The organism is Shewanella sp. ANA-3 (assembly GCF_000203935.1).
GTDB lineage: Bacteria > Pseudomonadota > Gammaproteobacteria > Enterobacterales > Shewanellaceae > Shewanella.
The window spans coordinates 401,566-425,402 of record NC_008577.1; the positions used below are offsets into that span (position 1 = coordinate 401,566).

Sequence of the window (23,837 nt, forward strand, 5' to 3'; positions counted from 1 at the left end):
CATTTGGGCTTGCCAATAAAAAATCCCGACAGCAAAAAATGCGCTGTCGGGGGTCTTCAAGGGTGGAACCTTGGGTGCTATTGCACTGTGTCCTTGGGTTGATGACGGGTTATGAACATCAGAACCAGTAAAACCACTAATAACAATCCGGTGCCCATCAGCAGAGCGTAATCTTCTAGTTGCAGTATCGAGTACAGCACCGCATACAAGCTCACCAGCATAGTGCCGACAATTGCACCACGCTTAAGGCTAGCGGTGGCGCTGCCGACGTAGGCGGAGACCGACAGCACTGGAATACAGGCGGCGATTAGATACGCTTGCAGGAAGGCAAGGTGCTCCGAGAGTGACAGTAATAGCAGGTAGAACAGGGCCATGGCGCTGCCAACCAACATGTATTGCACTGTGCTCAGGCTGGTCTTTTGACCCAGCTCGAAGATAAATAACATGATAAAAGTCAGTACGATAAATAGCAGACCGTATTTGACTGAGCGCTCAATCTTGCCGTAATGGGTCACAGGCTCAAACAGCATGGCATTGGCCACCACTTCGGTAAGCGTTGACTGGTTACTCTTAATAAACTCTTGCGGGTAGTTGCGAGTTAAGTGACTGATATTCCAGCTGGCAGTAAATCCATTGGTGGTGATTTCACGCTCGGCTGGGAGCAGGCCCTTAAAACTCGGGTGCGGCCAATCGGCATGGATATTCAGCAGGGTTTGTTCGCCTAATGGCAGGGCACTAATCGACTGAGAGCCGCGCAGCGTCATCGCAAAGTTCACGCTAAAATCACTCGCTTCACCGACTTGGATCCCTTGGTTAAAGCCTTTCTCTAGGCCACCAGTCGTCAAACCTGTGCCCGACATCAGTGAGCCAGAGAGTAAGACTGAATTGCCCGTAACCTCAATTTTTTCTACCTTATCAATTGCTTGATTCGATGATACCCCAAAGACTAAACGGGCATTTTGATTATCGAAGGCGATAAGGTTAGGAATATCGTAACGGTTTAAGCGAAAGTCAGCCTGCCCATTAAGTGCTGCGTTATACACCAGAGATTGATAAATGCCGCGGGTACGGAAATCATGTTTTAGGTCTAAATCGAGGCTGAGTTTTTTCGGCAGGATCACCAGCTCATCTTGATAGGTGCGCTTCACTTCGTGGCGGGTTTTGCCGTCGTTACTGACTTCTTCCTGCATCACAAAATAACTGTAGGGGATCACTAACGCTGGGCCTGAGAGGGTTTGCTGCTCGCCCCATGAGCGACCGATTTCATCGACCACACTGTTGTAAAGCATTTCGCGATCGGACGTCATGTCCATAATGATCCCGAGCGGTAGCAAGGCCACAATCGACAGTATGCCAATGGTTAAGGCCTTTAATAGAGTAGTGTTTTTTGCCGTTCCCTTTGCAGTGGTTGCTGCCCACGGCTCTTGTGTTGACATATCGGTTCCTTGATCACGATTGAGTTTTTTAAGAAGTGCGCGCGCCACTAAATAAATTGCGCCGCCAAACAGCGCCAAACTCAGTAACGTGAGCACCCAGAAAATAATGTTAAACATGGATTTCATTCCCTATGAAATACGCGCGAGTCGCCATTGCATACTGTTGGGCTAACTCGATATTACGGCGGGTATTAAAGCAGATTTGCCCACGGGAGTTGCGGGCAAGTTGCTGATCAATAGTGGCAAAATTATGGCAATCGCCCTGATACGAGCTAAATTTTAGGTCGCTGCTCGGGGCTTTTTGCCAAATTTGGGGTGTTTGGCCTCAAAATCATCTTCCTTGCGGATATGTTTAAGTAGCGTTTCAAGACATTCCTTAAAGATTTCGGTTTCTTCCGAGTAGACGGCGGCATGGTGTGAGAACCATTGGTGTTTTTCACGCTCACGATTATTGGCGTCAGGCCAAATACGTAGCTCATATTCATCGCCAATCACGACAATCGCAAAGTCGACGGCGCCATTGGTAAAAGTAATGCATTGGGGTAGATATACGGGCTGCTCACCTTTGAATAGCTCGTACCAAATGGCTTCGTTACGCCAAGAGACTATGGGCAAAGGCGCTTTGATGGAGCAGCCAATGGAATGATGCTGGTTAAACAGGACGGCCTGAATATCCTCCATGGCAAAAGGTTGTAAATCGCCATTCTTTTCAGCGAGTGAGTACAGCATATTCATCAAAAATGGCAGCTTAGTGCCATTGCCAGTTTTGCGGCCGCAGAGTTTGGCTTCGCGGTAATAGATATTCATTCATCAATCCTTAATGACGGGCTAACCTTGGATGAGCGCGTTGTTCGTCTCAAGGTAAAGCGATAGCCCTTAGTGAGGAAATGGCTTATGTTAACTCAAGTTGCCCGTGAGCTGGCGAATTCGCGTTAAGTTTGCGAAATATCCGACAAAAGTGAGACAACCATCCCTTGGATAATAAGCCGATAATGGCATCAATTTGAGGTGGTTATTCAAGGTTATTGGCCTTTGGAGAGTGCATGTCGAGCCCTTTTTCACCCCGCGAGTGGTTACAGCTAAATATGCAACAGCAAGGTTTACTGCAGCCTCAGGCTTCAGTTAGCGAGCTGATTAGCCGCCTTGGTTATGTGCAAATCGACTCCATCAATGTGGTCGAACGAGCACATCACCATGTATTGCATAGCCGGATGCCGCAGTATCAACCGCAGATGCTAGATACTGCGCTGGCGCAGGGGGAGATTTTTGAATATTGGTCCCATGCGGCGGCCTATCTGCCGATTGCCGACTATCGCTTTAGTTTGCAGCGTAAACAGCTGCTACAAAATGGCGGAAAACATTGGTTTGAGCCAGACGATAAGGTGATGCAGGAAGTGCGTGCCCGCATTCGCGTCGATGGGCCACTTAAAGCCAGTGACTTTGAGCATACTGAAGGTAAAAATGGCGCCTGGTGGGACTGGAAACCCGCCAAAAAGGCGCTAGAGCAGTTGTTTATGCGCGGCGAGCTAATGGTGGTGAGGCGGGAGAAATTTCAAAAGTGCTATGATTTGACGGAACGTGTGTTGCCTAGTCATATCAATACCCAAGCACCGAGCGAGAGCGAATTTGCCCGCCACTTGATTGAGCGTTATCTCGATGCCCATGCCTTTGGCTCAGCGGCACAAATCGCTTATCTGCGCAAAGGTATAAAAGCGCACGTGTCTGAGCAATTAGCCGCTATGCAGTCTCAAGCTGAGTTGGCCAGCTTTAAGGCCGAAGGGCAATGGTATTTTTATCGTCCCGAGCTGCAAATAACCGCTGCGCTACCCAACCGAGTCTGGCTACTCAATCCCTTCGATAATCTATTAATTCAGCGGCAACGATTAAAGCAATGGTTTGATTTTGATTATCAAATTGAAGTCTATGTTCCCGCCGAAAAACGCCAATATGGCTACTACTCCCTCGCGATTCTGTGGCGTGACCGCTTTGTTGGCCGTGTTGATGTGAAAGCCGAGCGGCAAAGCGGTTTATTGCTGTTACAGCAGCTGACCTTAGAAGCTGGATTCGATGGCATGGATGATGACTTCTGTGCGGCATTTGAGGCGGCAGTCACTGAGTATGCGCGCTTTAATGGCTGTAGTCGCTGGAAACTGGTGAAGGCTAACCATAAGGCATTTAAACAAAAATACGCACGGCAGCAGAAGATCTAATCGGGATCTTTACCGTTATCTGGGCGTTTGTCTTTAGTTGGTACATCCATCCAGCGAAAGCACAGGTACAGCAATGCCAAAAAGATCAGTGGCAGGGCGGCATAACCTAAGGATAATGAGCTCTTCTCTCCGCGCGCGAGCCAGTAGCAGGGAATGTACACTAAGGGATAAGCAAGGGTTCCCCAGAGGAAGCTTTTATTCATCAGTCGATAAAACCAATGCACTTTAATCGTGGTTTGGCTGGCAAGTCCCATCAGGCTGGCGAGGACTACAAAGGGATAACTGAGCAGTGGCAGGCCGCCAAGGAGCAATAATCCCCAAAGCAGGTAGTCCTGATAGAAAGTGGTGCTTGTAGTATCCATTGTCTTCTTCCCTGACGATTCGAATTCGAGCGCTTAAGTCTTGGCGCCCACAACTATTCTCACTCGGTAAGCCCTTGCTGCATCTTAAGCCAAAAGCGCTGCTGACAAAGATTGCTAAAGGATTTTTGCTGCGGCGAAATCGCCATATCGGCCGTCACGACGCGATAACTCAGCCAATAATCGGCACAAACCGTGTCTGACTCATCTGTCTGGGTATCTTGCTCGCTTAATAGGCTGACCACAACCCCATTGTCGAAGTGATACAAGGTCAATGATTCGCAAATTTCAGCATTATCGTCCCGATAACTGTGCTGCTCTTGGCTATGGCTTATCACAGAAACCGGGCTTGGATAGCCTTGAATGGCGCGGATATAGCTGGCGAGTTGTTGCATGATTTCCCTAAGTGACTCAATGCTTGAAGTGTTAAAAACAAAAAAGCACAGCTGCGCTATCGCTAACTGTGCTCTTTCAAACATGCATTATAAGTTAGTCCGCGGCGTTCAGCTTTTTCTCAAGCTCGTTAACTTGCGCCTGTAGGGCTTCTAACTTTTCGCGGGTTTTCAGTAGTACATGCTGCTGTACTTCAAATTCTTCACGGGAAACTAGATCTAACTTGAGCAATTGATTTTGCAGCACTTGCTTGCTGCGCTCTTCAAATTCGCCGGCAAATTGCTTCAGGCCGCTGGGCAGGCTATCGCTCAGTTGCTTCGCCATTTCTTCGATTTTCTTGGGGTTAATCATAATCTTGTCCGCCTCTTTACTGAATGGGTGGATTGTAACCTAGTACGTTGGCTTTCAAAAGAAAACCGCCTTGCAAAACCTACGTCTTAAGGGACGTAGGTTTCACTTGGATGCGGTTAGCTGTTGTGGGCTAGCCCGTTAGTATCTTCGTCAAACACAGGTAAAGGTTCGTGTTTTTCAGCAAGATAGGTATAAATTACTGGTAATACAAACAGGGTGAAAATGGTCCCAATCGATAAACCTGCGACAATTACAATACCAATATTAAAGCGTGCTACTGCGCCCGCACCGGAAGCAAACAATAGCGGTAATAGACCCGCAATCATCGCTGCCGTTGTCATCAAAATTGGGCGTAAGCGGATGGTTGCCGCCAGTTTAATCGCCTCAAGTTTAGACAGTCCGCGGTGGAGTTGTTCCTCTTTGGCCACTTCGCACATTAAGATCCCGTGTTTAGTGATAAGACCCACTAAGGTAATTAATCCTACCTGGGTGTAAATATTGATTTTGGCTAAGCCAAACACATGGGTCCACCCGAGTACAATCAAGGCGCCGCTAATTGCCAGAGGCACAGATACTAAGATGACTAATGGATCTTTAAGGCTTTCAAACTGGCTGGCGAGTACTAAGAAAATAATCGCAATCGCCAGCAAGAAGGTGGCATAAAGTGCCGAACCTTCAGTGACAAACTGGCGAGCTTCACCGAGGAAGTCGTAGCTATAACCCTTAGGTAACTCGTTATCACCAATATTTTGCAAAAAGTTGATGGCATCACCAATGGCTACGCCTGGCGCGGCTACACCACCCACAGTCAAGGCATTCATTTGGTTAAAGTGCGGCAGTGAGCGAGGCTCTGCCACCATTTCAATATCAACTAAGCTGGATAGTGGAATGGATTTACCATCGGCGGCTTTAACATAGTAATTAGCTAGCGATTCTGGGTTCGCCCGCAGTTTACGCTCTACCTGTGGGATCACTTCGTAGGAGCGACCATCCAAGTTAATGCGATTCACATAGCCATCACTCATCATAGTGGCGAGTGTGATCCCAATGTCTTGCATAGTAACACCATAGGTCCCTGCTAAATCACGCTTGATATGCAGTTTCATGGTGCCTGAATCAAATTTCAGGTTGATCTCTGAGTACACAAACAAGGGACTCTTTTGCACCTTTTCCAGTACGCCAGTACCGATTTGGAAGAGACTAGCGAAGGAGTTTGATGTGGTAATCACAAACTGAATCGGTAAACCACTCGACGCCCCTGGCAGCTCAGGCATTTGGAAGGTGGTAATCGCCATTCCAGGAATGTGTTTTACTTCTTTAGCAAAAAACTCCTGCATTTGTTTTTGGCTCTTCTCCCGCTCACTCCAAGGCACTAATGGCGCGATCCCGAAGGCTTGGCTGGAACTTGGTACGCCCACGAAGGCGAGTGACGCGGCGGATTCAGGCTGTGCCTTAATCATATCCGTGACTAAGCCCATATTGGCTTGAATGTAGTCCAAGTTGGCAGTTGAAGGCGCCGTGCCCATCATCATTACTACGCCTTTATCTTCGTTGGGCGCCAGTTCCGACGGGATAAACTTAAACAACACTGGCAGTGAAGCGAACACGATAATCGCAAAGGCGACGATCACTGGGCGATGTAACATCACCGCATCGAGCATGTTGCTATAACGGCGAGTTAGACCGGTGAGGAAGTTTTCTACCCCCATTTCGAACCGATTAGGCGTGGTATGGGGTTTGAGAATTTTGGCACACATCATGGGTGACAGTGTCAGCGCTACTATGCCTGAGATAAACACTGAACCTGCGAGTGTAAGGGCAAACTCCTTAAATAATGAGCCGGTGATCCCACCCATTAAGGCAATCGGCGCATAAACTGCGGCGAGGGTTATGGTCATGGAGATCACTGGCACAGCGATTTCGCGGGTACCGATAATCGCGGCTCTAAAGGGCGACTCACCCAGCTTAATATGCCTGTCGACGTTTTCGACCACCACAATCGCATCGTCAACCACCAAACCAATCGCGAGCACCATGGCAAGCAGGGTCATGAGATTGAGCGTAAAACCAAACATCTGCATGATGATGGCAACCCCAATCAGCGAGAGCGGAATGGTTACAATGGGGATCACCACGGCGCGAAGCGAACCTAAGAATAGGGTGATCACCACGATAACAATAATCGCGGCTTCACCAATGGTTTTAACCACTTCTTTAATCGATTCATCAATTGCGAGTGAGGAGTCGTAGAGAATGCTCGAACCAATGGATGGCGGTAAGTTACGCTCGATTTCGGGTAACAGGGCGCGGGTATCTGCTGCGACGTTTAGCGGGTTCGCCGTTGGCGTGACATCAAGGCCGATGACCACGGCTTCTTTGCCATTGGCTAAGGCGCGGTAGATATCGTGGCTCTTTTCGAGGCTAACATCGGCAATATCACCGAGACGGACGACTAAACCGTCCTTACTGCCGATCACTAAGCGTTTTAACTCTTCGATGGTGGCAACTTGAGTGTCTGCGGTGCCGTTAAAAAGGGTGTAAACACCGTTGGTTTGACCCACAGCTGATTGGTAGTTGTTCGCCTGCAATACTTGCATTACATCGCTGGAAGAGAGCTTAAACGCCCCCATTCTGGCGGGATCGAGCCAAATACGCATGGCGTATTTGATACCGCCGTACAAATTCACCTTAGCAACGCCATCAATGGTAAAGAGCTGAGGTTTGACGACGCGCTCAAGGTAATCCGTTAGCTGGCTTGAGTTAATTTGGTCACTAAAAAATGAAATATAAAGCACAGAGGTTTGCGAGCCAGTGGACATTTCGACACTCGGATCTTCAGCCTCTTTGGGCAGTTGCGATCTGACCGAGTTCACCTTGGCGAGAATATCGGCCAAGGCGCCATTGGGATCGGTATTGAGCTTCATATACACAGAGATTTTCGAGGTGCCGAGGAAGCTCTCTGAGGTCATAAAGTCAACGTTATCGGCCTGCGCTAACGCTTGCTCTAACGGTTGAGTAATAAAACCTTGGATTAGATTTGCATCCGCACCGTAATAACTGGTCGATACCGTGACGACGGTATTCGTCATCTTTGGATATTCACGCACTTGCATGCTATTGAGTGCATTAAAGCCTAACAGCAGCAAGAGAAAGCTGATTGAGGCGGCGAGTACGGGTCGCCTAATAAAGATATCTGTAAAGCGCATTATCTTGCTCCTATTACAGCTTTGGCATAGTGTCGGAGTGGGTCAGGGCTTGGTCTTCAACAACTGTCACTTTACTGTTGTTACTGAGGCGAATTTGCCCCGAGGTGACAATGCGATCTCCCGCTTTTAACGCGCCACTCACTAGTGCGTTATTGCCGTTACGCTCTAATACCGTCAGGTTGATTTGCTCGACTCTAGCCAGTTTTTTACCGTTTTCCTCGACCTCTTTGATGAGGTAAATAGAGTTACCATAAAGGGTAAAGTTGATGGCCGTTTGTGGCAGTACAAACTGGTTATCTAGTTCAGGTAACAGGATGGAGACTCGGGCAAACATACCGCTACGCAGTTTGGCGTTATCGTTCGGAATGCGTGCTTGCACTTGGATCAGACCGCTTTGGTAAAACACGGCGGGTTCAATCGCGGCAATTTCACCTTCGAAGGGTTGCTCAGGATAAGAATCCACAAACACATGGATTTTTTGGCCTACAGCAATGCGAGGTAATTGGGTTTGCGGAATGGTAAAGCGGATTTTCATTGTGCTGATATCTTCAAGGCGCACAATATCGGTACCAGGCTGAAGATATTCACCTAAGTTAATGTTACGAATACCCACTAAACCACTGAAAGGCGCACTGATTTCACGGCGCTCGATAGTGGCTTTTAAGCTTTCAATATCCGCCTGTAAGGCCAGATATTTAGATTCACTATTGTCTAAATCCTGTTTAGAGACTGACTTTTGCGCATAGAGTTTTGATAGGCGTTTAAAGTCGGCTTCAGCGGCGGGCAGTTGTACCATTTTGCTTTTAAGGTTGGCTCTTTCGACTTTTGCATCGAGTTCGGCCAGTAGTTGGCCTTTTTCCACTCGGCTACCGTTTTCAAAATTAATGCTGGTGACGCGTCCTGCTAATTCGTTGGAGATGGTTACCCCTTGATGCGGCTCAACAAAGCCAATCGCATCAATTGTGGGTTGCCACTTTTGCATATCTAATGTCATGGCTGTTACAGGAAACTCAGCCTCTGGCATATTGGCGATTGCCTCGGCGATTTTACTTTTTACCATCAGGTTAAAGCCGATCACTGAGCCAAAGGCAAGTACAGCGATCGCTAGCATACTTAGAGTCCATTTTTTCATGGTGCTAAAGATTCCTAAAGTTAAGTTAATTCGTCACAGAAATTGCCTGAAGGCAAAGCTCACATGCCTGCTGGATCTCTGTATCTGTACATTGCAAATGGCCGCGGCGAAGGCGTTTACCTATCGCAACAGCCGGCTCAAAGGCGATAGAAAATAACAAGGCATTATTCAATGGTTGGATGACGCCTTGATCTTTCGCCTGCTCAAATAGTTGATGTAACTGCTGGAAAATCTCCCTTTCAAAGGCTTGATGCTCAGGCGCATCGACACCTGGAAGGTGGGAATACTGTGCAAAGCTTAAATTTGCATGGGATTGCTTACGCCCCAGTGCCACAATGTTGAACCATAGGCGGCGAAATTTTTGGTCAAAGCTACCTTCATTAATGTTTTCAAGCAACTTGCTGGCAATTTGTTGTAATACGTCTTTACGCAGTTCAATGATCAAATCTTCTTTGTCTTTAAAGTAGCGATAAATCGTACCTGCAGCGACTCCTGCATCTGCGGCAAGCTTTTGCATTGAAAGATTATGTAATCCCTCTGTCGCAATAATTTTTTCGGCGGAGCGGAGTATTAAGTCGCGTTTACTATCCATTCAATTTCCAATATTTATACGGATGAATGAACGTTCATTCATGGTGATTTTAATCGTTGAAATTGACCTTAGCAACAAGTTAGCTCAAAAAATGGTAAAAGTGTGATTTAAGAAATTTATTTTGTAATAAGCTTGCCTGCACACTGATTGCAGCATATTTGACTGGTTTTTAGGATGTCATATTCAAATGCTTACTCATTTGAAGAGACGAGTCATTTCTATTGTTTGCTCAATTGATATCTGGGGATTTATTGGCCTTAAAACCTTAGCTTCTGCTATGATCCCATCCCCCTTCTGAAGACTTGTTTGGATATTGCGCGAAGATGAAACTCAATCCTGCCCAAAATGATGCTGTTCATTATGTTTCGGGTCCCTGCTTAGTGTTAGCGGGCGCGGGCAGTGGCAAAACACGCGTAATTATCAACAAGATTGCCTACCTAGTGCAAAAGTGTGGCTACAATGCGCGCAATATCGCGGCGGTAACCTTTACCAACAAAGCCGCGCGCGAGATGAAGGAGCGGGTCGCACAGTCTATGGGGCGCAAAGAGGCTAGAGGGTTGTGGATTTCGACCTTCCACACACTCGGACTTGAGATTGTAAAACGTGAGCATAAAGTGCTGGGATTAAAGCCAGGATTCTCGTTATTCGATGATCAAGACACGCTTGCGCTCCTCAAAGAACTGACTCAAAAAGAATTACAGGAAGATAAGGACCTACTCAAAGCCCTCGCGGGGGCGATTTCCAACTGGAAGGGGGGGCTGATTATTCCCGACCAGGCGCGCAAGCTGGCAAAGGATGAACAGCAACAGTTGTTTGCCATGTTGTATCAGCGTTATGCCCAGCATATGAAAGCCTACAACGCTTTGGATTTTGATGACTTAATTCTGCTGCCGACCCTATTACTGCGCCATCATGAAGAAGTGCGTACACGCTGGCAAACCAAGATCCAATACCTGCTGGTGGACGAATATCAGGATACCAACACTTCCCAGTATGAAATGGTTAAGTTACTGGTGGGCGAGCGCGCGCGTTTTACCGTGGTGGGGGACGACGACCAATCCATCTATTCATGGCGCGGGGCTAAACCGCAGAACTTAGTGCTGTTGGGCAAAGATTTTCCCAAGCTTAAGCTCATTAAACTCGAACAGAATTATCGTTCTAGCCAGCGAATTTTGCGGGCGGCTAACATCCTTATCGCCAACAATCCCCATGTGTATGATAAGTCGTTATTTAGCGAACTGGCTTATGGTGAGCCGATGCGGGTGCTGTTTGCCGCCAATGAGGAGCAAGAAGCAGAGCGTGTTGTGGCCGAAATCATTCGCCACAAGTTTGTCGGTCGCACCCAATTTGGTGATTACGCGATTCTGTATCGGGGTAACCACCAGTCTCGCCTGCTCGAACGGGCATTGATGACTAACCGTATCCCTTACAAGCTAAGCGGCGGCACCTCGTTTTTTGCCCGTGCAGAGATTAAAGACATCATGGGCTACCTTAAATTGGTGGTAAATCCCGATGATGATAACGCCTTTTTGCGGGTGGTTAACTTACCTAAACGGGGTATAGGTCCATCCACCTTGGAGCGTTTGGGTAACTTTGCCAACGAGAAACATATCTCCATGTTCGAGGCGATTTTTGATCCTGATCTGAATCATCATTTACCGCCTAATGCCATGTCGGCCTTGTATCAATTTGGTCGCTTTATTGTCGATACGGGTGAGCACGCCGAACGAGGCGAACCGGTTGAAGCCGTAAAACAGTTGATCCGTAAGATTAATTACGAAGACTATTTATACGAGACCAGTACCAGTGCTAAGGCCGCCGAGATGCGGATGAAAAATATCTCCGAGCTGTATCGCTGGGTGACGGAAATGCTCTCTGGGGATGAATTAGATGAACCTATGACCTTGCCGGAAGTGGTTAACCGCCTAACGCTTAGAGATATGATGGAGCGTAACAGCGAAGATGAAGGCGGCGATCAGGTGCAGCTAATGACGCTGCATGCGTCTAAAGGGCTGGAATTCCCCTATGTGTTTATGGTGGGAGTTGAGGAGCGCATTTTGCCGCATCAAACCAGCATAGATGAAGATAACGTCGACGAAGAGCGTCGTCTGGCGTATGTGGGGATTACGCGTGCCCAGCGCGAGCTGTGGTTTACCCTCTGCCGTGAGCGTCGCCAGTTTGGTGAAACCATGCGCTGCGAGCCGAGCCGTTTTCTGCATGAGTTACCGCAGGATGACCTTATTTGGGAGAACCGTAAACCGCAGCAAACCGAGCAGGAGCGCATGCAGACTGGCCGCAGCCATATCTCAAATTTAAGGGATATGTTTAAAAAGCAGTAATCACAAGATTCATCATGTGATTACTGCATTCAGGCACAGACCTGTTGTGTGGTGTCTGACAATAAAAAAGGTGAGGCTAAGGCACCGCCTTGGCCAAAGCGATAACCTAATGCGTGGAAGATTTTTATCTGCTCGGCGGATTGTAGCCCGTCGACAAAGGTTTGTAAGTCTAAGGTCGAAGCCGCTTTCTGGTAAGCCGACATCAGCTTAATGTGTTGCTCATCCTGCAATTGTTTGGTGATGTTGGCATCGAGCTTTAAGCCCTTAATGGGTAAGAATAACAAGCTATTTAATGAGCTGTGGCCACTGCCGTAGTGGCTGATCCCCAAGTTCACGTCCAGCTTTTTCAACAACTCAAAGCCATTAATGTGATTCTCTGTTTCCAGCACTAATGCCTTTTCATTAAAAAACAGCCATAGCTGTGGCAGTGCAAGCTTAGTCTGCTTTAGGGCGTTTTTGAGTCCACGTAGCGCGTGCTTATGCTTTAGATGTTGGCTCGACAGCATAAGGTGTAATTCAACTTTATCCCCTTGGTTGGCAAGTAGTTGATGATAACTCTTATCCAGCAAGCTAATCGTATACTTATCCAGTTCGACCATCAGGTTCGCTTGTTCGGCTAACTGGCTGAGGATCTCCTGTGGAATGGTGCCCCACTGTGGATGTTCCCAAGTCAAACGGCATTCTAAAGCTTGGGTTTGCTGTGTCTGTAAATCGACAATCGGCCAAAACTGCAGTTGTAACTCACCGGTTTGCAATGCCTGCTTAAAATCATTTTCGAAGGCAATGTCCTGCATCTTTTGCTGGGAGGCGCTATCGTCGAAGATAACATAACAGCCTTTGCCATTCGCCTTGGCTTGGTACATGGCAGTGTCGGCATTACGTAGCATGGATTCACTGGTATCTAGCTTATTGCCACTGATGGTGATGCCTATACTGGCGCCCGAATGAAACTCGATTGCCCCTAAGGTATAGGAGAGTGAGATTTTTTGAATTACTCGCTCGGCAACATCACGGGCATCGTTAATACCATTAATGCTATCGAGCAGGATAACAAACTCATCGCCACCAAGTCTGGCTAAGGTATCGTTACTGCGAATACAGGCGCGTAGGCGGGTAGCGGTTTCAATTAAGAACCTATCCCCCTCTAAATGCCCCATAGTGTCGTTAATTTGCTTAAAGCGGTCGAGGTCGATAAAGAGCAGCGCAAACTGCTCTAGGCTATGGCGCCGTACGTGCTTTATGGCTTGGTTGAGTCGCTCCATAAACATGGCGCGATTCGGTAGCCCTGTGAGCGCATCGTGCTTGGCATCATGCACTAGCTTGGCTTCCATATTGCGGCGTTGGCGGATTTCTTTTTCAAGATCCTTATTCAACTCGGCAAGAGCCGTGGTGCGGGCCGCGACTTTTTCTTCTAATTCTTCATAGCTGCGGCGCAAAGATTCTGCTGTTAGCTTTTTCTCGATGGCCGCACCGATATGCTGGGACACAAAAGTCAGCAATTCCAAATCTTTAGTTTGGTAGTTTTGGGTCATGCTGAAGCTGTAAATGGTCAAGGCGCCACGCACTTCATCATGGATAAACAGTGGAATACCTATCCATTGATGCATTGTTTGGGTGTGGTTTAGTGCGGGGGCTTTAGCGTAAAGTTCGCCAGAGCTGATTAAGTCATTGATATCATTTTGGTCGAGTAATAATGGGCGCTTATGTTTAAGCACATACTCGGTCAATCCATCCTGCAAGGGCCTTGAACCTGGATGTTGGTTACCCAATTGCGACACGTAAAACGGGAAGGTTAAGTGTGTGCCTTCTTCATTCAGCAGAGCGATATAACAGTTATTGGCTGGGATAAGATGGCGAATCACATTATGCAGCTGGGCATAGAAGTCAGGGTTATCCGAGCCTGAGCTTGCAAGCTCTGCAATCTCAAATAACGACTTTTGCAACCGCTCGGCTCTGCGGCGCTCATACACTTCTTGCTTGAGTTTATCGTAGGCTTGGCTGAGTTCCTTAGTGCGTTGCTGAATGGCTTGTTCTAGTTGTTCTTGATGTTTAAGCCTTTCCATCACGCCGGCAATGTGATGGCAAATAAAGGTCATTAACTCGACCTCGATATCGCCGTAACTCACATTGGTATCATAGGTTTGGACTACGAGTACCGCGGTCACTATGCCTTCATGTTTAATGGGAACGCCTAGCCACAGGTGACATGGTGAGCCGAGATTGACTATCTCGCCCGCTTGAACCAGTTCGTCAACTTTAGCCTCATCGCACAATACGGTTTCGCCGGTGCGAAAGACATAGCCCGTTAAGCCCTGTTGTAGCAGTATGGATAGCGATTGCTCGGGATAGAGTTGGGCGGGGTGGGCGTCTTTTTCATCGGCGAAGAAGGGAACCGAAATGTCCCCGCTATTCACATCTAGAGTGGCAATAAAAAAATTATCGGCAGAGATCAGTTGCTTTAGGTGGTGATGCACACCTAGATAGAATTCTTCGAGGGAAGGAACCTGAGTCGCAATATGGGATAATTCGAGTAACGCATTTTGAACGACTTCGGCACGCTTATACTTATGCGCCAAATATTTGAGGCGATTAAGTCTCTTTTTTAAGCGTTCAACCTCATGAGCTCGAGGCGGGGTAGTTCCATCTTCATCCCTAAACATGATACTCACTAATCAGTTCTGCGTTAATTGTTTACCAAACGTTATAATTAACATGAAATACCGTAACATCCAAGCCATATTTACGATGGTGTTTCGTTGAAAAAGCATGCGAATGTATCAAAACTTGAGCAGTCAGTAAAAAAAGTGCAAAACAGCTATAGACTCAAAGGCTATTTGTCCATACTATATGCGGCGCTAACCAAGGCGAGCGCCCATAGCTCAGCTGGATAGAGCGCACCCCTCCGGAGGGTGAGGCCGAAGGTTCGAATCCTTTTGGGCGCACCATTTCTCCGAATGAGTTGTGAGCTTGAAGGTTAGCAGTAAAGTGAAAGTCAGTGGTGATTGTAGCTCAGTTGGTAGAGTCCCGGATTGTGATTCCGGTTGTCGTGGGTTCGAGCCCCATCAGTCACCCCATTTCATTTACATCTCGGTGATTAGCGCAGTCCGGTAGCGCATCTGGTTTGGGACCAGAGGGTCAGAGGTTCGAATCCTCTATCACCGACCACATTCTTCGCATAACTAGCGCGCTTGATTTTTCAGGCAAATAGTTAACAGTTACGGTGATTAGCGCAGTCCGGTAGCGCATCTGGTTTGGGACCAGAGGGTCAGAGGTTCGAATCCTCTATCACCGACCAATTACATTGAAGCCTCAGAATTCCTTAGGAATCACTGGGGCTTTTTTGTATCTGTCTCTCTGCTGTATACCTCTGTTTAAGCCTTGCGAGCAGTCGTTATTGCACTTCATAGTTTGTGATGCCCCAAGCGATTCTCCCCGCTCAAATAATTAAGGCTCCCGTAGGAGCCTTAATACAAAGATATTCGACTTAGTCGATATTCTCTGGCGGAACGATAAAGCCTTGATAGGCGTCAGTTTTAAGCTCATCAAAGCGTTCTAACTGCGCTTTTTCTTGGATACCTGTCACTATCACCTGAATATCCAATCCTTTGGCGACATTGATAATGGCGCGGCAGAGCTCGCTATTATGTGAGGCCTCGTCATAGTAGGAGAAGGATTGGTCGAGCTTGACGTAACTTGGTCTGAGCTCTTGAAGGTACGACATTGAGCCAAATTGGCGACCAAAGTGGTCGATACCAAATTTAGCGCCATTATCACGAATAATATTGCATAACAGCACACAGGACTCTAAATCGCTGTAGACACCTGCCTCGGGGATTTCAAAACAGATACGCTCGACCTGTGGCATGCTGCGCAGGAAGTGATTGAGCCAGTCATGGAACAGGGTATCACTAATACTCTGATGCGTCAGGTTGATTGCCAGTGGCTCATAGTTACGCTCAAGTAGTTTTTGCTCATACACAGTCTCAATCAGGCACTTATCGAGCAGAGAGCCGAGTGATAGCAGTTCAATATAGGGCATAAACTGGCCAGCGTGGGCCACCTTATCACCCAACTCAAGTTGACAGTAAAGCTCTCGCTGGGCGACACCATCACCATTACAAAACTGGATAGGCTGCCAACGGAACTTAAACTTCTTATTGCTGATGGCATGGCTTAAGTTGTCGCGCCACTGTTCACGGGTAAACAGCTGTTGCTCTGTTGTTTCGAACCAATGGAAGGATTTATGTTCCTTCAGGGCTTTTTGCAGCGCGTTATCCGCCTGCGCCAGAATGTCTGACACCTTCATCTGACCAATGCGTTCAGCGACACCGATGGCAAAGTTCTCATTGGGCTTACAGCCTGCTTTAGATATTTCTTGGTTGATGGTGCGGATCAGGGTTTGCAGGTACTTACTGATTTGGTCGTGTTCGACATCGGTAACGAGGAAAGCAAATTCAAACGCGGCAATACGCGCTATCACGGATGGGGTGATCTCATTGAGTTGCTGAACCAGTTTTTCGGCTAATAGGCGAATGGTTTCATCCCGAACTTGATAGCCATATTTGCTGTGTACTTCTTCGAGCCAGTCGAGCTTAGCTAAGAATAGGGCACCACTGCTCGGTTCGCTTAGCCAACCATTGAGGCGACTGACCACATATTGGCGATTAGGCAGCCCAGAGGCGGGATCGGTGAGGTTCTTTTTGCGTAAAGAGCCGACTTCTTCATCGAGTGATTGGAACAATTGCTTGAGCTGGGCTGACATGCTGTTGAATGCGGTAACCAAGTCCTTGAGTTCAGTGGTTTTAGGCAGCGGCATATCGGGGCCAAACTGGCGGGCGGCAATCTTTTTGGCATGATCAGATAAGGCATGCAGTGGTTTTAAGATCCAGGTTAAGCCTAATCTCGCGGTAAAAATGGCGACTAAAAAGAGTAATGAGAAGGCGATAATGGTATTAGACATAATTCGCCACAATTCATGGTAACCAAAACCTGGGTGCGCGGTAATTTCTAGCTGAGCGAGCTGTAACCATCCTGAGGTGATAGTGCTTTCTTTTTTGATGGTTTTAAATAGATTGAGATTGATGAACCATTGAGGCACGTCTTCAATTTTGAGTGGGTTGTTCCATTCTTGTTGTTTGCCATCAACCATCCAGGTCAGCTTAATGTTTTTGTAATAGCCGCCCTCAAATATCACATTAACTAAGGTTTCGGCTGCGGCGGTATCGCCTGCTTGCAGTGCTGGAGTAAGCATGAGTCCAAGCGAGGTACTGGTATTGTTTAGATCCGATTCCATTTGCTTGGTCAAAAAGCTTTGTGTCTCAGTAAATTGCACATAGCCAAGGCTTGCAACAACCAGCAAGAACAGGCTAAAAAGCAGCGAATATATCTGTCTAAACAGTGTCATCTTTGGTGCTACTCCAGTTTTAATTTGGGCTGCCTGAGTCGGTCAACCCCTAACCTATGGTTAAGGTCATTCCATTTTTCGAGTCGTGTCGACGAGCCTGCTAACACACCTCGTCCCTGTTCTTTATTTAGCCATAACTGTTTACCGTTAAAGCTGTAAACAGGGATGAGATCTTTACGCTGAGTCGCAGGTTTAATGACATGGTCTAGGTTATCGAGAACTAAAGGGACTGACGAAGGGGTGTCATAGTAAGCCAACACCATATGATACTGATTCACGCTCGTGGCCTTAACCATAGTGATCCGCATCTTATCTTCGGGCACACCTAATTGGAGTAGCGTGAAATATTTGGCAATGGAAAAGTCCTCACAGTCGCCACCATTTACGCCAATAAACTCCATTGGAGTCGCCCAGTAGTTTGATTCTCCCCATAACTTGATGTCATCGACGAAGCGGAATAAGTTAAAAAAGTTGTTCACTTTTAAAAGTTTATCTTTTTCGTCGAGCGTGCTGGCCTCTGCCACCACTTTAAACCAAGCTCTTGCACGCATACCCGCGCGCTCACCATAACGCTTCTCCAGCGTTGAGGTAATTTTGGCTTCATCCAGCTTTTGGGTCGGGCTGGCATATAAACAGCCGACCGCAAGCGCAGACGCGATTAGGCTTAAGCGACAGGCCCGCAAAAACGAATTGTAATCCCTTAGCCTGCCGTTCATAGCCTAGTCTGTTAGCCTTTATTTAGTGGGTTCATCGACAGAGTAAATCGTCCATTTCATATCTGTCGTCGTATCATCACCGGTCACTTCCGCGACTACGCGGCGGTTACGGGTTTCAGCATCAGGCGTATGCTCGAGTACCAATGGACGGCTAGAGCCGTAGCCAATGGCTGTGAGTCTAGATCTGTCGATGCTGAAACGGTCTGCTAGCACCGCGGTGACGGCATCAGCACGTTCTTGAGAAAGTACGGCGTTTCTTTCATCTGTCCCAGTGCGGCTAGTGTGACCTTCGATAGTCACTTTAGTCGTGGGATATTGACGTAAAAACATCGCAATTTCTTCAATCTGTGGATAGTACTCTGGTGCAATATAAGCTGAGTCGTTTGGAAATAATACATTGATTTCCTTACGCTCATTAATTGCTTTTATTTGACCGCAGCCATAATTATCCGTACCAGCGCCTTTGGCGGTGTCGTTGCAACGCTCACGCGCTTCAATCACGCCATCACCATCCTTGTCGGACAGATCATAGGCCTGAGTCGTGGTCATTTCTTCAATATTAACGGTATCCCGCATGGAACAACCAGCTAAAAGTGCCACGCTCATAAATAGGATTACGGTTTTCATTGGTTAGCTCCTCCCTCGTAGTTGCGTTCACCACGCCATGCTTCTGGGCGAGTGACTTTTAAGGAGTCAAGCAAACGTCCAGTAGAGTTGAGTACGCGATATTTAGCAATGATTTCATCGTATTCGGCTTGTAAGTAATCTTTACGTGCCTCAAACAGCTCGTTTTCGGTATCGAGTAAGTCGAGTAAACTGCGTTGACCCAAGTTAAACTGTTGGGCGTAGGCAGATTGGGTATCTTTTGCAGCCATCACATGGTCGCGGATATATTGTTTCTGTGGGGCCAGCATTTCATAGGCGTTCCACGCTAAGTTCACGCCTTCAACCACTTCACGCTGCGCGCGTTGACGGATTTCTTTGGCCTCACCTAACTTGTAGGCTGTTTCTTTTTCGCGGGCGAGATCTTTACCGCCAGCGAACAGGTTGTATCTCACTCTCACCATAGCAACCAGATCGTTGTTGTAACCGCCAACGTTTTGGCTGGCTAACGCGCTAACGCCGTCTTCACCGCCCACATCGTTGTTCCAGTTACCATTTAACTCTAACGAGACTTGTGGATAATAACTTGCTTGCACCGACGAACGTTCGTTCTCGGCGGCGCGAATATCATTGGCTGCGGATTTTAAAATCGGGTGGTTTTCCTGCGCGTCGGTAAGGCCCGAGTTAAGATCTTTCGGCAGTAAATCTGCATCCGGTACGGGTTGGATCAAATCAACAGGATCAGCCGCGATCACACGAATAAATTGTGCTTTGGCATCGAGTAGATTATTACGTGCAGAAATGACGTTCGCATTGGCACGGGCGAGACGACCGGTAATTTGTGAGAGATCCGCAGTCGAGCCTAAACCTGAATCGGTACGTTGTTTGATTTGCTCATAAATATCTTTGTGGCTGTTGAGGTTTTTCTCAGCCAATTTGAGCACCTCATCGGTGCGCAGATAGTTGAGGTAGACCTTACTGACATCAAGTGCCATGTCTTCTGCTGCGGCAAGAAGCGCCCACTGGTCTGCACTGGCTTCAAAGCTATAACGGTCAACTTCACTGCTGGTATAAAAACCATCGAATAGCATTTGTTTAAGGCTAATACCAAATTCACCACGGTTTAGCTCAGCAACACCATTGCTATCAACATCGCCGACATTTTTGCGTCTGCGGGTTGAGACACTATCGGTTTGCTCATAGCCATAACCACCAGTGATATCTACTGTAGGCATATAACCAGCAATAGCTTGATTCACTTGCTCTTCTCTAGCTTTAAAGCGATTAAAAGCCACACGTAGATCTGGGTTGGTATCGAGTGTATGCGCAACCGCTTGCTCTAACGTTTGGCTTTGAGCTGATAGTGGAAGCAAGATAGCTGATAACAACACAGCTATTTTTGAACATTGAAATTGTCGTCTTACTAAAGTCTTCATTGCAAACCTCCCGGTTTATAACAGGCTTAACGCTCTCTGAGCGCTGTGTCCTTAGCCCTTAAAATTGGATTTAAAATGTACTCAAGAATGGATCTTTGTCCGGTTATGACATCAACGGTCGTTAACATCCCCGGTATAATTGGCATCTGCGTGCCATCGTCTTTGATTAAACTTGATTCTTCGGTTCTCACCTTTATAAGGTAGAAGCTATTTCCCTCATCGTCCTGTGATGTATCGGCACTAATATGTTCGACTGTACCTTTAAGACCCCCGTAACGAGTAAAATCATATGCCGTTACCTTAACGACTGCAGGTAAACCTGTGTGTAAAAACGCAATATCCTTAGGAAGGATTTTGGTTTCTATCAATAGTTGATCTTCGGATGGGACAATTTCAATAATATCAACACCCGGTTGGACAACTCCTCCTAACGTATTGATATGCACAGTTTTGATCGTGCCATTTACCGGCGATGTAATCACCGCTTTGCTTACCTTATCCTGGGCACCAACTTGGGCTTCGTTCATTCTTGATAATCGAGTTTGTGTTTCGTTTAGCTGTGCACGAAGGTCTGCGGCATAAACAAACACCGCCTCACGGCGTTTTAATATGGCTTCATCTAATGCTGCTTTCAGTTTTGGTCTAAGCAGTCTCAATGAGTTTAATTCCCCTTGGGCATCGTTCACTGCGCGTTCGAGTTTAAGTAATTCAACTTCGGGCACAATCCCTTTTTTAGCCAGAGGCCTCGTAAGCTCTAACTCCCTAGAAATCAACTGCATACTGGTTGTTAAGGTCGTAGTTTTTGAGGCAAGGTCATCGATTTCTTGTTGTCTTTGTTGTATCTGACGAACCAGAATCTCCAGTTGGTTGCTCAGATTGTCTAAGCGCCCATTATATTCTTCTTGCTGCCTCCTAACTAATGCAGGCTCTGCTTCTGTAATGCTATCGGGGAATACCAAAGCTTTTTTGGTTATTTTTACTTGCTCACGCCAGTCAGAAGTCATATCAGAGATTAGAATGCTATCTAATTCTGCGCGCATGCGAATTGCATTCGTTTTTAAACCTAAAACCTCTTGCTCCTGTTGAGCAAAGTCAGAACGAAAACGTGTATCATCAATCCTAACAAGGGGTTGCCCTTTAGTGACAATATCCCCTTCTCTCACAAAGAGTTCTTGCATGATACCGCCGTCGAGACTTTGAATGACTTGAACTTGAGAAGAAGGGATAACTTTCCCAGAACCCGTTGTCACCTTATCGAGTTTGGCAAAACCTGCCCATAACAAAAAACAGGCGACCATGGCAGCTAAAGCCCAAATAATTAATCTGTGCCCACTAGGAGCATCAGTCATAATTGCGCCATAAACATCATCGACCATATCTAAATCATTTGCCGTGAGGTGTTTGCTCATTTTCTGGCGCCTCCATTAACTAGGCCAAAATTGAGTTTTTCTAACACTTCGGCTTTAGGACCGTCGGCAACCACATGGCCGCGTTCCAGCACAATAATTCGGTCAACCAATTGTAATAAATGCATTTTATGAGTGATTAGTAGCAAGGTTCTATCCTTGCTAACATTTTGCATTGAGCGGATAAATTGTTGTTCCGCTCGGGCATCCAAACTGGCTGTAGGTTCATCCATTAACAGCACTGGCGGGTCGTTCAGTGTCGCACGGGCAAGGGCTACGGTTTGTCGTTGGCCGCGACTAAGAGACATACCTCCTTCACCAACCTGCTGATCTAGCCCTTCTGCTTCCATGTGAGTGAACTGACTCACTCCTGAAAGTTGTACCGCACGGATCAGTTGATGCTCAGTCACTTGGCGAGTACCAAATAGAATGTTGTCCCTGATTGTTCCATGGAATAGGGTGACATCTTGAGGTAAGTAGCCAAAGTTACGGCGCAAATCACTGGGATGGATTTGGGCAGAGTCGACACCGTCGTACCGCAGGCTGCCTGTTGTGGGTTGGAAGAGTCCAACCAGAAGTTTAGCTAAAGTACTTTTACCTGAACCATTGCGGCCAATAATTGCAACTCGCTCACCAGGATTAATCGTTAATGTGAGCGGATGAAGTACCGGTTTTTCAGAGCCAGGATAACTGAAGCCAACATGATCAGCGTTAATTTTCCCGATTAACCGCAACTTACTCACCAGATGACCTTTATTTTCAAATTCATCTTCTTGGGTCATAAGTTCGTTGAGCTGTCGTAGAGCACTGGCGGTGTGATTGGCGCGTGTTAACAATCCCGCGAGTTGCGCCATTGGAGCTATCGCCCTACTTGATAACATCACAGCCGCAATAATGCCGCCCATGGAAATTGCATTATCCGACACACGGTAAACACCTAAAATTACCACGCAGACCACGGTAAATTGCACGATAAAGTTAGCGAAATTCGAGACTGAATTTGAGAGCTTTTTCGAGCGCAATTGCCAGTTAGCACTATGGCCAATCATCTGTTGCCAGCTTTTTTGCACAATTCCTTCTGCTCCGTTAGCCTTAATCGATTCAAGTGCAGAGAGACTTTCAATCAAATGTCCATGTTTTAAGCTGGAGAATTTATTACCTTCTTCGATAGCCGCTTTTAACTTGGGCTGTGTATACAGCGTAAAACCAAGAATGATCAAGCCTCCAACAACTGGAATAACGGCTAAATCCCCTGAAACGATATAAATGACAATCAAGAAAAATAATGCAAAAGGAAGATCAACTAAGGTTGTAATAGTCGCAGAGGTTAATATTTCCCGAATACTATCAAACTCCCCAAGTTGTTTTGCCATGCCTCCAACACTCGGAGAGCGTTTTTCTAATGGAATCCCAATTGCCTTCGCAAATAGACGAGATGAAACAATGATATCTACCTTTTTACCTGCCACATCAATTAAATAGCTTCTTAGTTGACGCATAACAAGGTCAAATAAATACGCAATGGATGCACCAATTGCTAATACCCAAAGTGAATCAAATGCAAGGTTAGGTACGACTTTATCGTACACATTCATGATAAACAGCGGAGAAACCAACGCGAAAATATTCACGAGAATCGAGGCAATTAAGGCATCACGGTAAATGGGGGCTGAGTCCTTGAGAGTTTGGACTAACCAGTGGGTTTTGTTGTCGTGTAAATAGACATCGAACCCCATGTCCCCACGATATTCTTGTTTAACGAGAAATAGATAGCCAACATACAGAGTTTCAAGCGATTCTATTGTGAGTATTTCCTCGCCCCCTGTCTCGGGCATTTGAATGACAGCTCGATCGGATTCGATGTCAAACTCCCGCAAAACACAGGCTTTTTTATCCTTTAATAATAAGATGCAGGGTAGCAGTATTGGCGATATCTCATTTAAACCTTTACGAGATAATTTTGCCGCTAATCCTGCGCGTGATGCTGCTTGAGGGAGCAGATCGGGTGTTAGTACCGCTCCAGACAAAGGCAAGCCTGCCGCAAGTGAATCACTTGAGCATGGATTCCCAAAATGTTCAGTAAGGAGCACTAAACAATCTAACAGTGGGTCTACTATTACTCGCTGTGAAGCGGAAATAGTCCACTGTTCAACTTTTTCAGAAGCTGTAACAGGCACCTCTTATCTATCCTTTGATTTTTATTTGATTATCAGAAGTATCGGTCATGATGGCCTATATTTCTATAGGCCATCCG

The 23,837-nt window shown here is 46.8% G+C and carries 17 protein-coding genes and 4 tRNA genes; 6 read left to right on the top strand and 15 right to left on the bottom strand.

Going from position 1 to position 23,837, the window contains the following annotated elements; translation table 11 throughout:
* Nucleotides 1–77: 77 nt before the first annotated feature.
* Nucleotides 78–1,553, bottom strand: a complete 1,476-nt coding sequence (creD, locus tag SHEWANA3_RS01935) for a cell envelope integrity protein CreD (RefSeq protein WP_011715594.1) — start codon at nt 1,551–1,553, stop codon at nt 78–80.
* A gap of 162 nt (nt 1,554–1,715) precedes the next feature.
* Nucleotides 1,716–2,243 carry a hypothetical protein gene (locus SHEWANA3_RS01940; RefSeq protein WP_011715595.1) on the bottom strand — a complete coding sequence of 176 codons (528 nt, stop codon included), beginning with the start codon at nt 2,241–2,243 and terminating at the stop codon, nt 1,716–1,718.
* Between the two features lie 236 nt (nt 2,244–2,479).
* On the opposite strand from SHEWANA3_RS01940, the gene SHEWANA3_RS01945 reads away from it, so the two are divergent.
* Complete coding sequence (locus SHEWANA3_RS01945; RefSeq protein ID WP_011715596.1) at nt 2,480–3,646, top strand: crosslink repair DNA glycosylase YcaQ family protein; 1,167 nt, start codon at nt 2,480–2,482, stop codon at nt 3,644–3,646.
* On the opposite strand, the gene SHEWANA3_RS01950 is transcribed toward SHEWANA3_RS01945, so the two are convergent.
* The 6 genes from SHEWANA3_RS01950 to SHEWANA3_RS01975 form a co-directional block, all read right to left on the bottom strand.
* Nucleotides 3,643–4,008, bottom strand: a complete 366-nt coding sequence (locus tag SHEWANA3_RS01950; RefSeq protein WP_011715597.1) for a hypothetical protein — start codon at nt 4,006–4,008, stop codon at nt 3,643–3,645. The genes SHEWANA3_RS01945 and SHEWANA3_RS01950 overlap by 4 nt on opposite strands.
* A gap of 59 nt (nt 4,009–4,067) precedes the next feature.
* On the bottom strand, nt 4,068–4,400 hold the full coding sequence (locus SHEWANA3_RS01955) for a hypothetical protein (RefSeq protein WP_011715598.1): 333 nt from the start codon (nt 4,398–4,400) through the stop codon (nt 4,068–4,070).
* A 94-nt stretch (nt 4,401–4,494) separates the two neighbouring features.
* A complete protein-coding gene (locus SHEWANA3_RS01960) occupies nt 4,495–4,749 on the bottom strand; it encodes an accessory factor UbiK family protein (protein WP_011621181.1) in 255 nt (84 codons plus the stop codon).
* Between the two features lie 116 nt (nt 4,750–4,865).
* Entirely contained in the window at nt 4,866–7,955 is a 3,090-nt protein-coding gene (locus tag SHEWANA3_RS01965; protein WP_011715599.1) for a multidrug efflux RND transporter permease subunit, read from the bottom strand.
* Between the two features lie 13 nt (nt 7,956–7,968).
* The gene (locus SHEWANA3_RS01970; RefSeq protein WP_011715600.1) at nt 7,969–9,087 is read right to left on the bottom strand and encodes an efflux RND transporter periplasmic adaptor subunit; all 1,119 of its coding nucleotides are present in this window, start codon (nt 9,085–9,087) and stop codon (nt 7,969–7,971) included.
* A gap of 25 nt (nt 9,088–9,112) precedes the next feature.
* A complete protein-coding gene (locus SHEWANA3_RS01975) occupies nt 9,113–9,679 on the bottom strand; it encodes a TetR/AcrR family transcriptional regulator (RefSeq protein ID WP_011715601.1) in 567 nt (188 codons plus the stop codon).
* Between the two features lie 323 nt (nt 9,680–10,002).
* On the opposite strand from SHEWANA3_RS01975, the gene rep reads away from it, so the two are divergent.
* A complete protein-coding gene (gene rep / locus SHEWANA3_RS01980) occupies nt 10,003–12,018 on the top strand; it encodes a DNA helicase Rep (RefSeq protein WP_011715602.1) in 2,016 nt (671 codons plus the stop codon).
* A 29-nt stretch (nt 12,019–12,047) separates the two neighbouring features.
* Here the strand turns inward: rep and SHEWANA3_RS01985 are convergent, their stop codons facing one another.
* Nucleotides 12,048–14,678, bottom strand: coding sequence for a diguanylate cyclase (locus SHEWANA3_RS01985; RefSeq protein ID WP_011715603.1), 2,631 nt, complete (start codon nt 14,676–14,678; stop codon nt 12,048–12,050).
* Nucleotides 14,679–14,886: 208 nt separating this feature from the next.
* Between SHEWANA3_RS01985 and SHEWANA3_RS01990 the strand changes: the two genes are divergently transcribed.
* The 4 genes from SHEWANA3_RS01990 to SHEWANA3_RS02005 all read left to right on the top strand — a co-directional run bounded on the left by SHEWANA3_RS01990 (nt 14,887) and on the right by SHEWANA3_RS02005 (nt 15,313).
* A tRNA-Arg gene (locus SHEWANA3_RS01990) sits at nt 14,887–14,963 on the top strand.
* Nucleotides 14,964–15,016: 53 nt separating this feature from the next.
* A tRNA-His gene (locus SHEWANA3_RS01995) sits at nt 15,017–15,092 on the top strand.
* A gap of 14 nt (nt 15,093–15,106) precedes the next feature.
* A tRNA-Pro gene (locus tag SHEWANA3_RS02000) sits at nt 15,107–15,183 on the top strand.
* Nucleotides 15,184–15,236: 53 nt separating this feature from the next.
* Nucleotides 15,237–15,313, top strand: a tRNA-Pro gene (locus tag SHEWANA3_RS02005).
* Between the two features lie 189 nt (nt 15,314–15,502).
* Here SHEWANA3_RS02005 and SHEWANA3_RS02010 read toward each other — a convergent pair.
* Genes SHEWANA3_RS02010 through SHEWANA3_RS02035 form a run of 6 tightly spaced genes read right to left on the bottom strand, consistent with a single transcriptional unit; the run spans nt 15,503 to nt 23,760 of the window.
* Nucleotides 15,503–17,422 (bottom strand): EAL domain-containing protein, encoded by a 1,920-nt coding sequence (locus SHEWANA3_RS02010; protein ID WP_011715604.1) that lies wholly within the window; start codon nt 17,420–17,422, stop codon nt 15,503–15,505.
* 8 nt (nt 17,423–17,430) lie between these two features.
* Nucleotides 17,431–18,138 (bottom strand): transglutaminase-like cysteine peptidase, encoded by a 708-nt coding sequence (locus tag SHEWANA3_RS02015; RefSeq protein ID WP_011621185.1) that lies wholly within the window; start codon nt 18,136–18,138, stop codon nt 17,431–17,433.
* A gap of 18 nt (nt 18,139–18,156) precedes the next feature.
* Nucleotides 18,157–18,765, bottom strand: coding sequence for an OmpA family protein (locus SHEWANA3_RS02020; RefSeq protein WP_011715605.1), 609 nt, complete (start codon nt 18,763–18,765; stop codon nt 18,157–18,159).
* Nucleotides 18,762–20,177, bottom strand: a complete 1,416-nt coding sequence (gene aggA / locus SHEWANA3_RS02025; RefSeq protein ID WP_011715606.1) for a type I protein secretion system protein AggA — start codon at nt 20,175–20,177, stop codon at nt 18,762–18,764. The genes SHEWANA3_RS02020 and aggA overlap by 4 nt, the downstream gene beginning before the upstream one ends.
* A 26-nt stretch (nt 20,178–20,203) precedes the next feature.
* Nucleotides 20,204–21,586, bottom strand: a complete 1,383-nt coding sequence (locus SHEWANA3_RS02030; protein WP_011715607.1) for an HlyD family type I secretion periplasmic adaptor subunit — start codon at nt 21,584–21,586, stop codon at nt 20,204–20,206.
* On the bottom strand, nt 21,583–23,760 hold the full coding sequence (locus tag SHEWANA3_RS02035; RefSeq protein WP_011715608.1) for a type I secretion system permease/ATPase: 2,178 nt from the start codon (nt 23,758–23,760) through the stop codon (nt 21,583–21,585). Before SHEWANA3_RS02035 ends, SHEWANA3_RS02030 begins: the two co-directional genes overlap by 4 nt.
* Nucleotides 23,761–23,837: the final 77 nt, after the last annotated feature.

What these genes read in the sequence shown, in the direction of transcription:
- creD (WP_011715594.1), bottom strand. Translation starts at nt 1,553, where the DNA reads ATGTTTAACATTATTTTCTGGGTGCTCACGTTACTGAGTTTGGCGCTG.
- SHEWANA3_RS01940 (WP_011715595.1), bottom strand. Translation starts at nt 2,243, where the DNA reads ATGAATATCTATTACCGCGAAGCCAAACTCTGCGGCCGCAAAACTGGC.
- SHEWANA3_RS01945 (WP_011715596.1), top strand. Translation starts at nt 2,480, where the DNA reads ATGTCGAGCCCTTTTTCACCCCGCGAGTGGTTACAGCTAAATATGCAA.
- SHEWANA3_RS01950 (WP_011715597.1), bottom strand. Translation starts at nt 4,008, where the DNA reads ATGGATACTACAAGCACCACTTTCTATCAGGACTACCTGCTTTGGGGA.
- SHEWANA3_RS01955 (WP_011715598.1), bottom strand. Translation starts at nt 4,400, where the DNA reads ATGCAACAACTCGCCAGCTATATCCGCGCCATTCAAGGCTATCCAAGC.
- SHEWANA3_RS01960 (WP_011621181.1), bottom strand. Translation starts at nt 4,749, where the DNA reads ATGATTAACCCCAAGAAAATCGAAGAAATGGCGAAGCAACTGAGCGAT.
- SHEWANA3_RS01965 (WP_011715599.1), bottom strand. Translation starts at nt 7,955, where the DNA reads ATGCGCTTTACAGATATCTTTATTAGGCGACCCGTACTCGCCGCCTCA.
- SHEWANA3_RS01970 (WP_011715600.1), bottom strand. Translation starts at nt 9,087, where the DNA reads ATGAAAAAATGGACTCTAAGTATGCTAGCGATCGCTGTACTTGCCTTT.
- SHEWANA3_RS01975 (WP_011715601.1), bottom strand. Translation starts at nt 9,679, where the DNA reads ATGGATAGTAAACGCGACTTAATACTCCGCTCCGCCGAAAAAATTATT.
- rep (WP_011715602.1), top strand. Translation starts at nt 10,003, where the DNA reads ATGAAACTCAATCCTGCCCAAAATGATGCTGTTCATTATGTTTCGGGT.
- SHEWANA3_RS01985 (WP_011715603.1), bottom strand. Translation starts at nt 14,678, where the DNA reads ATGTTTAGGGATGAAGATGGAACTACCCCGCCTCGAGCTCATGAGGTT.
- SHEWANA3_RS02010 (WP_011715604.1), bottom strand. Translation starts at nt 17,422, where the DNA reads ATGACACTGTTTAGACAGATATATTCGCTGCTTTTTAGCCTGTTCTTG.
- SHEWANA3_RS02015 (WP_011621185.1), bottom strand. Translation starts at nt 18,138, where the DNA reads ATGAACGGCAGGCTAAGGGATTACAATTCGTTTTTGCGGGCCTGTCGC.
- SHEWANA3_RS02020 (WP_011715605.1), bottom strand. Translation starts at nt 18,765, where the DNA reads ATGAAAACCGTAATCCTATTTATGAGCGTGGCACTTTTAGCTGGTTGT.
- aggA (WP_011715606.1), bottom strand. Translation starts at nt 20,177, where the DNA reads ATGAAGACTTTAGTAAGACGACAATTTCAATGTTCAAAAATAGCTGTG.
- SHEWANA3_RS02030 (WP_011715607.1), bottom strand. Translation starts at nt 21,586, where the DNA reads ATGAGCAAACACCTCACGGCAAATGATTTAGATATGGTCGATGATGTT.